The organism is Cellulosimicrobium sp. RS (genome assembly GCF_046159675.1).
In the GTDB taxonomy this organism is placed as follows: domain Bacteria; phylum Actinomycetota; class Actinomycetes; order Actinomycetales; family Cellulomonadaceae; genus Cellulosimicrobium; species Cellulosimicrobium funkei.
The window spans coordinates 99,595-113,041 of record NZ_JBJXVU010000005.1; the positions used below are offsets into that span (position 1 = coordinate 99,595).

The window sequence follows — 13,447 nt, forward strand, 5'->3', positions numbered from 1 at the left end:
GCTCGCTCCGTAGACTCGGGCAAGTGTCAACAAACCCTCCGGTTTCCGGGACGGCGCGCGCCCTGACGGACCGCGCCGTGGTCTCGCGCGCGCGGTGGGCGCTCATGGTGCAGTTCGCGCTGTTCGGCGTCGTCGGCACGTCGTGGATGAGCCGCCTGCCGTCGGTGCGCGAGGCGCTCGGGCTGAGCTCGGGCCAGCTCGGCGCGCTGCTCGTCGTGGGCGGGGTCGGCACCCTCACGGCCGTCGTCGTGACGGGCGCGGTCGTCGCGCGCTTCGGCAGCCGCACGACGCTCGTCGTCGCGACGTCCGCGAACGTCGTCGGGTTCGGCCTCGTCGCGCTCGGCACGGCGACCGGCAGCGTCGGCGTGTTCGCGGCGGGCGCGTTCCTCAACGGCATGTGCGGCGCGCTGACCAACGTCCCCATCAACATCTGCGCGGCGTCGGTGGAGCAGCACGTCGGGCGTGCGATCCTCCCCCACTTCCACGCGGCCTTCTCGATCGGGGCGGCGTGCGGGGCGCTCGTCGCCGCCGCGTTCTCGTGGGCGCACGTGGGCATCGCCACGCAGGTCGTCGTCGTCACGCTCGTCGTCACGGCCGCCCGCGCGCTCCTCATCGCGCCCGCGACGGCGATCGCGCCCGAGCGGGCCGCGGCGCGCACGGCGGCGGCCGACGGCGCCCCCGCACCCCGGCGCGGCGCGGGCGTCCGCGCGGCGCTCGCCGCGTGGCGCGAGCCGCGCACCCTCCTCATCGGGCTCGTGCTGCTCGCGTCGTCGCTCTCCGAGGGCTCGGCGGGCAACTGGCTGTCGATCGCCGTGGTCGACGGGTTCGACGTGCGCGAGGCGCTCGGCGCGGTGGCGTACGGGACGTTCGTCGGCGCGATGACGGTGTTCCGGTTCGCGGGCACCGGGCTCATCGACCGGTTCGGTCGCGTCGCCGTGCTCCGGGCGTCGGGCGCCTCGGCGCTCGTCGGGCTCCTCGTGTTCGGCCTCGCGCCCACGCTCCCGCTCGCGTGGGTCGGCATCGTCCTGTGGGGCTGCGGTGCCGCGCTCGCGAACCCCGTCGCGATCGCTGCCGCGTCCGACGACCCCGCGCACGCCGCGCCCCGCGTCGCGGTCGCGACGTCGTTCTCCACGGTCGCGATGCTCAGCGCTCCCCCGCTCCTCGGCCTGCTGGTCGACGGCGTCGGGGCCCGCCACGCGCTCCTCGTGATCTGCGCCGCCACGGTGCTGTCGCTCGCGGTCGCGGGCCAGGTCCGGCCGCTGCCGCGCCCGGCGGCGCCCGCCCCGGCCGACGACCTGCCGGAGCCCGGCCGGGAGCGCCCGGTCGGGTCCCGCTAGGAGGACGCGTCGCGCGCCCGCCGCGGCCCCGGCGCACACTGGCGGGTGTGAGCCTGGCAGCCCGTGCCCCGCGCCGAGCGCCCGCTGCCGCGCGGTGGGGGTGGGTCGTGGCCGCCGTCGTGGCGGGCCTGGCGTTCCTCGTGCGGTGGCACCTCGTCGGCGGCTCGGCCGGGATCGGCGGGTACCGCGGCTACGACGACGGCGTGTACTTCTCGGCCGCGGTGGCGCTCGTGCACGGCCGCGTGCCCTACCGCGACTTCCTGCTGCTGCACCCGCCCGGCTCGACGCTCGCCCTGACGCCCTTCGCGGCGCTCACCACGTGGACGAGCGACGACCACGCCCTGGTCGCCGCGCGCGTCGGCATCATGCTCGTGGGCGCGGCCAACGCCGTGCTCGTGACGCGCGTGGCGCGCCGGTGGGGCACGACGGCGGCCGTCGTGGGCGGCGTCCTCTACGCGCTGTCGTACGCGGCGGCGTGGGCCGAGCGGCTCACGCTCCTCGAACCCCTCGGCTCCCTGTGCCTGCTCGGCGGGGTCGTGCTGCTGCTCCGGGGCCTCGACCGGCACCGGGAGGGCACCGGCCGCGAGCGCCCGTGGCTCTGGGCGGGCGGTGCCGTCCTCGGGCTCGGTGCGACGGTCAAGATCTGGGGCGTGGTGCCGCTGCTCGTCGTGCTCCTCTGGCTGCTGGTCGGCGCCGGGTGGCGCACCGCGGCCCGCGCGGCCGCGGCCGCCGTCGTCGCGCTGGTGGCGGTGCTCGGCCCGTTCCTCCTCGCCGCGGGGTCGGACATGGTCCGCATGGTCGTGCTCGACCAGCTCACCCGGCCCCCGGCGACGACGGACCTCGAGCAGCGGCTCGTGTGGCTCACGGGGACCGGCGGCCTGCGCGACCTCGTGCCGGAGCAGGAGCAGCTCGCGGTGGCGTGGACCGTGCTGACGCTCGCGACGGTCGCCGCGGTCGCGGCGTGGGTCGGGCGGCGCGGGCGGCTGTGGGTCGTGCTGCTCGCGGTGCAGGTCGGCGTCCTGCTGCTCTCGCCGTCCGCGTACCCGCAGTACGCCGCGTTCTCGGCACCGGCGCTGGTCCTCGTCCTGGCCGCCGCGTGCTCGCTCCTGCCCCGCCCGGGCCGGGTCGCGGCGGGGGCGCTCCTGAGCATCGGCGCCGCAGCCCTCCTCGTGGCCGCGGTGCAGACCGCACCGCGCATCGCCCCGTTCCCGACGGCCGAGGTGGCGGCGGCGGTCCCCGACGACGGCTGCGTCCGCGCCGACTCCCCCGGGGTCCTCGCCGTCCTCGACGTGCTGAGCCGCGACCTCGAGCGCGGCTGCGAGCTTCCCGTGGACCTGTCGGGGTACTCGTACGACCACGGCGCGCGGGACGCCGCCGGCGAGCCGGTGCCGCGCCGTCGGAACCTCGCGTGGCAGGAGGAGGCGCTGCGCTACCTGACGTCGGGGTCGTCCGCCGTGCTCGTGCGGTCGACCGGCAACGGGTTCAGCGACGAGACCTGGCAGACCCTCGACGCCACGACGACGACCGTCCTCGACCGGCCGGGGGTGCGGGTGCTCGTCCCGCACGACGACGTCGCACGGCCCGGAGGCTGAGCCTGCGGCCGCGCGGCGGGGTCGCTCAGGCGCCTCTGCCGCGGGGCGCCCGTGGCAGGCAGAGCATTCCCGGAAGACACCGGTGTATTCTCGGGTGGTAAGCAGGTGGTAGGAAGGGTGGCCTGATGGCTCTCGACGCGATGGTCGACGCACACATGCGCTCGACCCGGATGGACATTCACGAAGTCGTGCGGCGACTGAACACACACCTGGGCGCAACCGCGGTCGCGGCACTCGCAGGAAGCCGCGACAGCAAGCTTCCCTACCGGTGGGCGAAGGAGACCGAACCGGGCCAGGGTGCTCAGGATCGCATCTACACCGCTCATCGCGTGTGGCTGCTGATCGCCGATGCCGAGTCCGACCATGTGGCGCGCACGTGGTTCCTCGGAAACAACCCCCTCCTGGGCGAGACCTCACCGGTACTCGCGCTGCGCGAGGGCCGCGCCAAGGAGGTCGCCCAGGCGGCCGAGGCCTTCGTCACCGGCACATGGCACGACTGAACAAGGGCACACCTGCCGCGGATTCCCGTACGGCAGGTGCGCCGCTCCCGGACGTCGTCACCGTCCCGAAGGCGCTGTGGCGGGTTCACAAGACGTCGTACGGCCCCTTGAACCCTCCTCCACGCGCAGGCCGCCCGAACAAGACCTGGGGCAGGTTCGACCTGCGCGGCTGGGCGACCCTCTACGGGGCCGTGAATCCCGTCGGCGCGTTCATGGAGTCCCTCGCCTACGCCGAACTCGTCCCCCTACCGCTCGCCGACCTGTTCGACGACCAGAACCCCGAACCGGTCGAGCAGCAGTGGGAGCGGCTCGGGCACATGCCGACGCGCTCAGTCCCTCGCCAGTGGCGTGACGTCCGCACCATCAGTTCCTTCCGGCGCGTCGGCGCCGGTCGCGTCGTCGACATCGCTTCCAGCAACTCCCTGGCCTATCTACGCGCGACGGCAGAGCAGTGGGCTCCGCGCGGGCTGCGCGACGAGCCGCTGTCGATCGACGTGGCTACCCTCACCGGCCCTCGCCGAACTGCGACCACCCAGGCAGCCTGGTGGCTCTCGCGCACCGTGCTGGCCGACGGATCGCTTCCCGCCGGCATCGTCTACCCCTCGCGCCATGGCACAGACCTCCAGTGCTACGCGCTCTGGGTCGATCTCGACCGACATGGGCCTGACGTCACCGTCGCCGAAGCGGTCGCGACCGAGTACGAGGTGCTGTCTCACGATCCGCTCGAGCTCACCGACCCCGCACTCCGCACCGCCCGAAGACGTCTGGGTATCCACCTGCACTGATCCCCCGACTCAGCGCCTCGCCACAGGGCCGGCGCGTCGTACGGTGTGATCTCACGGCACGCGTTTCCTCGGCCCCTTAGCCTGCAGAGCCGGCGACCGCGCTGCCGGAGGCACCGGGGCTGCCGACGGCGTCGGGGTCTCGCGGGGAGTCCTCGGTCGTCGGCTCGTCCGCCCCACCCGCGGCACGCTCGGCGAGCGCGGCGGCGACGGCGGCGTCGACCGCGCGCTGCTGGGCGGTCCGCGCCCGGCGCCGCGCGCGGACGCGCCAGACGACGACCAGCGCCACGAGGGCGAGGAGGCCGAGCGCGACCCATGGCACGGCCCAGGTGGTGGCGGTCGCGACGACGCCCGGCACGACGACCTCCGGGTCGGGCACCGTCCCGGGCAGCGGCACGACCTCGCCGCCGACCGTCAGCGTCGCGACCTCGCGCCCGAGCGGCCAGACGCCGTCGACCTCGACGGTCCGCTCGACGGACGAGCCGGGGAGCAGCTCGGGCACGTCGACGTCGGTCGCGGACGTCGCGCCGAGCCCGAACGGCCCGGAGATGCGGACGGCGGTCGCCGGGGCGACGCGCGCGTTGCCCTCGTTCGTCACGGTGAACGTGACGGTCGCGCTGCCGGGCGCGAACGGGTTGAGCGTGCCGTCGTAGGCGAGCCGCACGTCGTCGACCGCGAGCGCCGGGGCGAGCTCGCCCTGGACCCGCAGGTGCACGCGCGAGCCGAGCCGCCGATCGGTCGTGACGCCGTCCTCGGCGACCACGACGAGGGACGACACGACTCCGGCGGCGTAGTCTCCCGGCGTCGCGTCGTCGGGCACGGTGACGGTGAAGGGGACCTCGACGCGCTCCTGCGGAGGGATCTCGACCTCGGCCTGGTCGAGGGCGATCCACGTCCCGAGCGCGGTCGACTCCTCGCCCGCGGGCAGGAGGTCGAGCGTGCCGTCGTCGGTGAGGAAGCCGTCGGCGGCGTAGACGGCGAGCGCGAGCGGGGTGTCGCCGTGGTTCGAGACGACGAGGCTGTCGCGCAGGGAGCCGCCGGGCGCGAGCGAGTACGCGAAGTTGGGCCGGTCGACGCCCTGGGCGGTGTCTCCCGGACGCACGCCCCACTGCACGGTCTGCTCCGGGTCGGGCGCGGGGGCGTCGTCGGTCGCGACGGCAGTCCGCGCGGCGGGCGCGACGTGGCCGGGGGCCGCGGCGTCCCCCGGGAGCGCGGCGGCGGCGGGCGCGGCGGTCAGCGCGAGCGCGAGCAGGGGCCCGGCGAGCGCGCGCAGGGCGCGGGACGCGGGGGCGGGAGAGGTGCGGCGGTGGGTCATGCGCTCGGTCCTTCGTCGGTGCAGGTGGGGCGGCTCGGACGAGAGCCGCCGGACCGGCCGGCCACCACGGCGTGCGTGGTGGCCGACCGGTCGCCCGACCCGTGCCGGGCCGGGCTGCGGTGTCCCGCGGGATCAGCCCAGTGCGGTGAGCGTGATCGTCGCGGTGTAGGTGCCGCGCGGGGTGTCGAGCGGCATCTTGAGGTCGAGCTCGGCGCCGACCACGGACGCGCCGCGCGCGTGGCCCTCGTCGGCCCGCGCGAGGGTGCGTGCCTGCTTGAGGCCCTCGCCCTCGTCGAACCCGGACGCGACCGGGGCGCCGGCGACCGCGTCGCCGCCGTTCTCGATGACGCCCGGCGTCCAGCCGAGGTGCTTGCCGTCGACCGTCTGGCCGCCCGCCGTGAAGTCGGACACCTGGCCGGTGACCGACCACGCCGGGTCGCCCGCGCGCGTGTCCTGCACGCGCACGGGGACGAGCTGGCCCTGGGCCTGGTAGTAGCTGAGCTCCTCGTCGGCGACGCCGAGGTCGACGAGGCGCGACGAGCCCTCGAGCGACCACGTGAGCTCGCCCCCGGACTGCTGCGGCACGGTGACGGCCACGGCCTGGTCGCCCTCGGGCGCAGCCCCCGGCTCCTCACCGGTGTGGTCTCCCTCGACGCCGCCCGCGGTGTTCCCGGGCCCGAAGACGGCGGCCGGGTCGTTGCCCGTCGCGCGGATCGTGCCCTGGACCGCCGTGCCCGCGACCCGCAGGTTGCCGGCGTTGCCGCTGAGCACGAGGTCGCCCGCGACCGCGTTGCCCCACTCGTCGGCCTCGCCGGACGCCGTCGCGCCGACGAGCAGGTCGCGCGCACCGTTGCTCACGGTGAGCGTGCCCCCGACCACGGCGCCCGCGACCGTCACGCCGAACGCGGAGCCGTCGAGCGTCACGTCGCCGCGCACGGACGTGCGCAGCAGGTCGACGTAGCTCGCCTCCTGCGTGAGCAGCCCGCCGGAGACGGTCGAGTCGCTGATCTCGACGTCCACGCCCCCAGCCGCGACGTCGCCCCCGACGGTGAGGTCGTTGAGGTACAGGAACCCGTTCCGGGTGCCCGCCGAGTAGACGCTGACGTCCCCGGCGACGCTCGTGCCGTCGAGCAGCACGCCGTACGCGTCGGTCGCGACGACGTCGCCCCCGACGGTCACGGACGTCGCGTCGAGCCAGCCGCCCGGCTGGACCACGATGTCGCCCTCGACGGTCGCGCCGCCGAGGACGCAGTCCGCGCCCCCGGGGACGACGAGGTCGCCGCTGACGGTCCGGTCGCCGAGGTCGGTCGTGCACTCGACGTCGGCGGCCTGCGCCGCGGGCGCGACCGCCGTGGCCGTGGCCACCGCGAGCAGCGCGGCGGCCGGGACCTTCCACTTCCACTTCATGTGATGCTCCTTGTCAGGTGTGGTCGGTCCGCGTCAGCCGCGGAGCGAGGAGATCTCGCCGTAGCTGCGGCGGGCGTTGCCCAGGGAGTTGAGGGCGTTGCCGGGCTCGGCCACGGTCGCCGCGTTGTCCTGCTCGTACAGCCCGAACCGCTGCCCTCGGTCGCGGAGCTGGGAGAGGAACGCCTGGTAGGGGATGTCGCCGGCGCCGAACTCGATGATGTCGTAGCCGTTGCCGCTGGACTCGTTGGTCTTGCCGTCCTTCAGGTGCAGGATCGGGAAGCGGCGCGGGTCGCGCGCGACGTAGTCGATCGGCTCGAACCCGGGGTACAGGTGGCGGCCCACGTACGCCCAGTAGACGTCCATCTCGAAGAACACGAGCTCGGGGTCGAGGTTGTCCCACAGCAGGTCGTAGACGCGCTGGTTCGGGTCGTCGCTGGTGAACGCCCACTCCTGGGCGTGGTTGTGCGAGTAGAGCTTGAGCCCCGCCGCGCGGGCCTTCTCGCCCATCTGGTTCCAGGTCTCGCAGGCCTGGAGCCACTGCGCCTTGGGGATGGGTCCGCCGTAGCCGCCCGCGATGGGTCCGCCCTGGCCGAGGTGCGGCATGCCGAGCGCGAGCGCCTTCTCGATCTCGGCGTCGATGTTCGCCGGGGTGAGGTTGACGTGCGCGCCGACGGCCCGCAGGCCGTAGTCGTCGAGCAGCTGCCGGATCTCCGGCACGGTGATCGCGCCGACGCTCCCCTGCGTGTAGCCCGCGAACTCGATCTCGGAGTAGCCGATGTCGGCGAGCTCCTCGAACACGGCCCGGAACCCGAGCGAGCTGACCTTGTCCCGCACGGTGTAGAGCTGGATGCCGATGCGGTTCACCGGCACGAGCCGGTTGCGCCCGCCGGACGGCGCGACCGCCGTCGGGAGGGCGCCGCCGAGCGCGTTCGCCGCCGACGGACCGAGGGCGGCCCCCACGCCCACGGCGACCGACGACGCCGCGAGCGCCTTGAGCAGGTTGCGACGGGTCATCGGCTTGGCCGAGACCGTCGGGTGGTGGTGTGAACTCATGTCTCTCCTTCGAGGTGAGCCGCCCCGGGACCGCACCCGGGGACGCCTGGGGGCCGGTGGCCCGGGCGGGTCGCCCGGGCCACCGGTGGGACGGTCAGCTGCGGACCGTGAGGGTGAGGTTCACCGTGCTGGGCGCGACCCCGGCGGACCCCTGGTAGCGGGCCTGCACCTGGTAGGTGCCGGTCGCCGCGAGCTTGGGGAGCGTCACGACGACGTCCCCCGCCTCGTCGAGCGTCCCGGTGAGCGACGCGACGGTGCCGTTGTTCCTGCGCACCGTCACCTGCACGTCGCCCGTGGGCACGACGCCGGTCGACGACTCCACGTGGAGCGTCGCCTTCGCCGCGACGGCGGGCTTCACCGGGTTCGGCGCCACGCTGCCCGTCGTGGTCGACCGGGCCTGGGCCACCGTGAGGCGCACCGTCCCCGCCGACGCCGTGTAGACGCCGTCGGCGCCGTACGTCGCGGTGAGGGTGTGCGTCCCGACGGCGAGCGACGGGTCGATCGCGATCGTCGCCGTGCCGTCCGCGAGCGTCCCGCGCCCGACCTCGGTCTCGCCCGTGGTGAGCACGACCTCGCCCGTGGGCGTGCCACCCTCGCCCGTGACCGTGACGACGGCCTCGCCCGGCGCGCCGTAGGAGACGCGCGCGGCGCCGACGGAGACCGTCGTGGCCGAGGCGACCGTCGGCTCGTCCGGAGCGTCGAGGTCGATCGTGAACGACACCGCGCCGGCCTCGGAGACGTTGCCGCCCGTGTCGGTCGCGCGGTAGAGCAGGTCGTACGCGCCGTCCTGCGAGAACGTCACGCCGTACTGCTGGTTCGCCGCGAGGTTCGTCCACGTCGCGCCCGCGTCGCGCGAGTACTGCACGCTCGCGACCGCGCCGTCGTCGGTGGCCTGCACGGAGAACCGCACCGGCTCGTTGAACACGCCGCCGACGCCCGTGGGCGTCTCCGGCGCGAGCGTGTGCGCGACGGTCGGGGCGGTGACGTCGGCCGCGCCCGCGCCCACCATGGTGATCGCGTCCACCGCGAGCTCGTCGGACGACGTCACGAACAGCGTGCCCGAGCCCTCGGGGGCGTCGAACGTGATCTCCACGTCCTGCCAGCCCTCGCCCGCGGGGACGACGGCGGTCGCGAACGGCTCGGCGTCGGCCGCGCCCCAGCGGAGCTCGAGCTCGCCGCCGCCGCTCGCGCGGACCACGGCGCCGTCGATCCCGGCGAAGCTCACCGGGTCGTACCGCAGGAAGTCGCCCGCGCCGAGCCCGCGGACGGCGTTGCCACCCCGTGCGGTCGCGTCGGCGAACACCTCGACGCCCTCTCGCCCGATCGCGTGCTCGCCCTGCTGCTCCTTCGGGTTGAGGCGCAGCGTCGCCTCGCCCGTGGCCGGCGGGAGGCCGTTGTGGCCCGCGTCGGTGTACGTGACGACGACCGCCCCGTACAGGAGCGCGCCCGGGCCGTGCTCGGGCGAGTTGGGGTCGGTGCGCCACGCGCCCGTGCAGCCCGTGCCCGTGGACTCGGGGTGCGCGTGCTCGTCGTGCCCGAGGCCGTACGTCCACGCGACGCGCGAGCACACGGTGCCCGAGCCCGCCTGCGGGTCCTCGAACGCGGCGGCGTACGCCTCGAGCACGTCCGCCACCATCTGCGCGGTGACGGCGCCGCCGGAGATCGCGACGAGCTCGTCGAGGGTGAAGCCGGAGGCCTCGCCCAGCGTCTCGGCGTCGACCCCGAGCGTCTCGACGAGGGCGTCGTGCCCGATCGCGTCCGCGAGCCACTCCCCGATCTGGTCGCCCGACGTGAGGTGCGGCGTCGGCGCCTCGCCGCCGCCGAGGTCGTCCTCGGCGTCGGTCGTGGTCACCTTGTACGGGACGGCCTGGCCCCAGTCGAAGAACGCGCCGTCGGCCGGGTACTCGATCGTGACCTCGGGCGCCTGGTTCCCGACGGAGATGACGCGCGACGTGAGGGAGAACTTGCCCGACGCGTCGGTGACGCGCAGGCGCGCGGTGTACGCGCCGATCTCCGTGTACGTGTGCGTCGTCCGGACGCCCTCGGCGTCGAACGTGCCGTCCCCGTCCACGTCCCACGCGTAGGTGAGGTCGTCGCCCTCGGGGTCGGACGACGTCGACGCGTCGAACGTCACCTCGAGCGGCGCCTGCGAGGACGACGTGGGCGTCGCGGTGAAGCGCGCCTGGGGCGCCTTGTTGCCCTCGGCGTAGTCGATCCGGTACAGGCCCGCGTCGGGGTTGGCGCGGAAGAAGCCGTCGCCGTAGTCGAGCACGTAGAGCGAGCCGTCGGGACCGAACTCGAGGTCCATCGGGTTGTCGTGCGGCGGCTGGCCCGCCGCGGCGAGCGCGGCGTTCGGCAGGAAGTCCTCGATGTGCGTGACGTCGAACGTCTCCCAGTCGACCGTGAACGCGGCGAGGTAGTCCTGCGAGAACTCGCCGAAGAACGCCTTGCGGTCCCAGTACGCGGGGAGCTTCGTGGTCGACGGGTTGTCGGCGTCGTAGTGGTAGACGGGGCCGCCCATCGGCGCCTGGCCGGAGCCGGAGCCGAAGTTCACGAGCTCGTCCCACGGCTGGTCGCCCGGGTTGTCGCCGTACCAGAGCGTCGCGGCGCGGGCCGGCGGCAGCTCGCGCAGGCCCGTGTTCCAGCGGGAGTCGTTGACGAGGTTCTCGGGGTCGAAGAACTCCCCCGGCGTGCCTGTCGCGAAGTCCCAGTCGTTGTAGGCGAAGTTGTCGCCCTGGACGTAGGGCCAGCCGGCGTTGTGCGGGTCGTCGAGCGAGACGACGTTCCACTCCACGAGGCCCATGGGCCCGCGGCCCGCGGTCTCCGCGACCGCCTTCGTCGCGTCGGGGCCGTAGTCGCCCCACGAGAGCGAGTTCGTCTCCGGGTCGACCTCGAACCGGAACGGGTTGCGCACGCCCATGACGAAGATCTCGGGGCGCGTGCCCTCGGTGCCCGGCGCGAACAGGTTGCCCTCGGGGATCGAGTACGAGCCGTCGTCCTCGACGTGGATCCGCAGGATCTTGCCGCGCAGGTCGTTCGTGCTCCCCGCGCCACGACGCGAGTCGAAGCCGGGGTTCATGCCGGGGGCGTCGTTGTTCGGCGCGAAGCCGTTCGCGCCCGGGGTGCTCGCGGGCGTGTTGTCGCCGGTCGTGAGGTAGAGGTTGCCGTCGCCGTCGAAGTCGATGTCCGCCCCGACGTGGCAGCACTGCCCGCGCTGCACCTCGACGTCGAGGATCACCTGCTCGCTCGCGAGGTCGATCGTGTCGCCCGTCCACTGGAACCGGGCGAGGCGGTTCACGCCCACCCAGCGGTCCCAGTAGCTCTCGTCCTCGCCCGCCGGGAGCGAGTTGGGCGCGTTGCCCGTCGGGGTGTCCGCGACGCCGTCGCCGTCCGCGTCGCGCGGCGCGTAGACGAGGTAGACCCACCCGTTGTCCTCGAACTCCGGGTCGAGCGCGACGCCCTGGAGACCGTCCTCCGAGTTCGCGTAGACGTCGAGCGTCGTGATCACGCGCGTCACGCCCGTCGCCGGGTCCGTGAGCCGCACGTCGCCGTTGCGGGCCGTGTGCAGGACGCGCGAGTCCGGGAGGATCGCGAGGTCGATGGGCTCGCCCACGTCCTTCGTCAGCAGCACGCGCTCGTAGTTGGACCAGTCGAGCGCCGCCTCGGCGCCCGGTTCCGCGCCGTGGTCGACGCCGTCGTGCGCGACGGCGGGTGCCGTCGCCGCGCCCAGGCCCGTGAGCGCGAGGGCGCCGGCGGCCAGAGCCGCGGTCACCCGCCGGTTCCGGCGCGTACGCCGGTCGATATCCTTCATCTGATGCCGCTCCTGTGAGGTTCAGTCGCCTGTGAGGGGTCATCCGGACCGGGTCGCCCCCGTCGCGCCAACGACGGAATCAGGGCGGCTCGGTCTGTCTGTGCTGGTGGGAGGGCTGCGCGCCCCCTGCCCGGTGGTCCTCCTCGTCTCGTCGTCGAGCGCGATCCCCCCGCACGTCGTCGTGCGGACGGAGAGTGCCACCACGTGCACCGGGGCACGCGCGGAGGCGGTCGGGCCGTAGCGGTCGGGTGAAATTCACCTACCACTCGGTCGTCATCCTACGAGGCTTCTGTCGGGTGTCAATCAAAAGTCGAAAGTCCGCCGATGCACGGACTACAGGCAGGAACGCAGCCGAATCCTGACTGCGCTGTCGGGTTCGGGAACTGACCTCGAGCGCGCAGAGATCCCGCCAACGATCCGCCGTCGAGCACGTCGAGGCCGACGGCCTGCACGCCCGCTGCGCGGGCCTCCCGGCGTCCCGTGGGCCGAGAAGGCCGCGAGCACGGGAAGAAGGGGTGCCTCTTTGGCAAGAATGAGGCTATTCACAGGCTCGTAGTCCGGACAGTATGAGCGCATGAAGTCGGTAGCTCTCAGCGAGGCGAGGGACAGGCTGTCGGCCCTGGTGGACGAGGCCGAGCGAGAGCTCCAGATCGTGCGGATCACCCGGCAGGGGCGCGGTGCCGCGGTGCTGATGGCCGGGGACTACCTCGAGTCGCTGCGCGAGACGCTGTTCTGGCTGTCCGAGCCCTGCGTGCTCGACGACGTCGACGGGGCCCGTCGCGCCGCCGCCGAGGGCGCGACGACGTCCGGTGACGACCTGCGAGCACGGTCGGGGCTGCCGGCCCGGTGACCGCCGACCAGACCCCCAGCGTGGCGGCTCGAGGTCGCGACCGCGGCCGAGCGGTTGTTGCGACGCCTACCGCACAAGGTCGCGACCGCGGTGGTCAGGACCGGTACACCCAGTGCCACGGTTCGCGCGGGGTGTCCTCGACGAAGCCGAAGCGGCCGCCGTTGGTGCGCATCCACGCCTGGGCCCGGTCGTCCAGGTCGAGGTCGACCGCGATGCCCCAGCCGTGCGGGCTGGTCCCCGGCTCGGCGGCGAGCCCGCCCTGGGAGTACAGGCCCTTGCGCGCGGCGACGTCGACCTGCGCGTCGTAGGACCGGTAGGAGTCCGTGATGCCGATGCGGACGCCGTCGCGCGCCGCCTCGGCGAGCAGGCCCTCGAGCGCCTGGCCCGCGGGCGCCCAGAGGCGGTGGCCGGTCGTGCCGACCTCCTGCAGGGCGGTCCGGGGGATCTTCCCGTTGCCGTAGGCCGCGAGGTCGCCGGGGACGCCGTCGACCGTGCGCGTCCGGTCCGGACCGGTCGCGCCCGCCACCGGGGTGCTGCCGGTGCCGGTCGAGCCCGCCAGCACCGTGCTGAGGAGCTCGTCGAAGCGCGCGCCGGAGCCGGTCGCGACCGCCTGCGCCGCACCGGGATCGACAGCACGGACGTCGACGGCGCGGGCGGGACTGAGGGTCGCCTCGATGGCAGCCACCCGCTGCGCGATCGCGGTGATGCCGTCCATCCGGTCGTCCTCCTGGGAGCGTGCCGGCGGTGGCGTCCACCGGTCAGCACTCCCTATGCACCGCGACGAGCGGTCTGCCGCCTCC

At 74.3% G+C, this 13,447-nt stretch carries 10 protein-coding genes; 5 read left to right on the top strand and 5 right to left on the bottom strand.

Going from position 1 to position 13,447, the window contains the following annotated elements; translation table 11 throughout:
• The first annotated feature begins 23 nt into the window (after positions 1-23).
• The 4 genes from ACI769_RS09510 to ACI769_RS09525 all read left to right on the top strand — a co-directional run bounded on the left by ACI769_RS09510 (position 24) and on the right by ACI769_RS09525 (position 4,214).
• A complete protein-coding gene (locus ACI769_RS09510; RefSeq protein ID WP_144722959.1) occupies positions 24-1,337 on the top strand; it encodes a sugar MFS transporter in 1,314 nt (437 codons plus the stop codon).
• A 47-nt stretch (positions 1,338-1,384) separates the two neighbouring features.
• Complete coding sequence (locus ACI769_RS09515) at positions 1,385-2,929, top strand: glycosyltransferase 87 family protein (RefSeq protein ID WP_186325298.1); 1,545 nt, start codon at positions 1,385-1,387, stop codon at positions 2,927-2,929.
• A 125-nt stretch (positions 2,930-3,054) separates the two neighbouring features.
• On the top strand, positions 3,055-3,429 hold the full coding sequence (locus ACI769_RS09520; protein ID WP_114553988.1) for a hypothetical protein: 375 nt from the start codon (positions 3,055-3,057) through the stop codon (positions 3,427-3,429).
• The gene (locus ACI769_RS09525) at positions 3,417-4,214 is read left to right on the top strand and encodes an RES family NAD+ phosphorylase (protein WP_114553987.1); all 798 of its coding nucleotides are present in this window, start codon (positions 3,417-3,419) and stop codon (positions 4,212-4,214) included. The genes ACI769_RS09520 and ACI769_RS09525 overlap by 13 nt, the downstream gene beginning before the upstream one ends.
• A 76-nt stretch (positions 4,215-4,290) precedes the next feature.
• Here the strand turns inward: ACI769_RS09525 and ACI769_RS09530 are convergent, their stop codons facing one another.
• The 4 genes from ACI769_RS09530 to ACI769_RS09545 form a co-directional block, all read right to left on the bottom strand.
• Positions 4,291-5,526, bottom strand: coding sequence for a WxL protein peptidoglycan domain-containing protein (locus tag ACI769_RS09530; RefSeq protein ID WP_409141512.1), 1,236 nt, complete (start codon positions 5,524-5,526; stop codon positions 4,291-4,293).
• A gap of 132 nt (positions 5,527-5,658) precedes the next feature.
• Entirely contained in the window at positions 5,659-6,933 is a 1,275-nt protein-coding gene (locus ACI769_RS09535) for a hypothetical protein (RefSeq protein ID WP_409141513.1), read from the bottom strand.
• A gap of 33 nt (positions 6,934-6,966) precedes the next feature.
• Entirely contained in the window at positions 6,967-7,986 is a 1,020-nt protein-coding gene (locus ACI769_RS09540; protein ID WP_409141514.1) for a sugar phosphate isomerase/epimerase family protein, read from the bottom strand.
• 94 nt (positions 7,987-8,080) lie between these two features.
• Positions 8,081-11,758, bottom strand: coding sequence for a PQQ-dependent sugar dehydrogenase (locus tag ACI769_RS09545; RefSeq protein ID WP_409141515.1), 3,678 nt, complete (start codon positions 11,756-11,758; stop codon positions 8,081-8,083).
• Positions 11,759-12,371: 613 nt separating this feature from the next.
• Between ACI769_RS09545 and ACI769_RS09550 the strand changes: the two genes are divergently transcribed.
• Positions 12,372-12,647: a type II toxin-antitoxin system Phd/YefM family antitoxin gene (locus ACI769_RS09550; RefSeq protein ID WP_085387017.1), complete on the top strand. Its 276-nt coding sequence runs from the start codon at positions 12,372-12,374 to the stop codon at positions 12,645-12,647.
• 94 nt (positions 12,648-12,741) lie between these two features.
• Here ACI769_RS09550 and ACI769_RS09555 read toward each other — a convergent pair whose 3' ends face one another.
• Positions 12,742-13,362: a M15 family metallopeptidase gene (locus tag ACI769_RS09555; RefSeq protein ID WP_354804884.1), complete on the bottom strand. Its 621-nt coding sequence runs from the start codon at positions 13,360-13,362 to the stop codon at positions 12,742-12,744.
• Positions 13,363-13,447 lie beyond the last annotated feature (85 nt).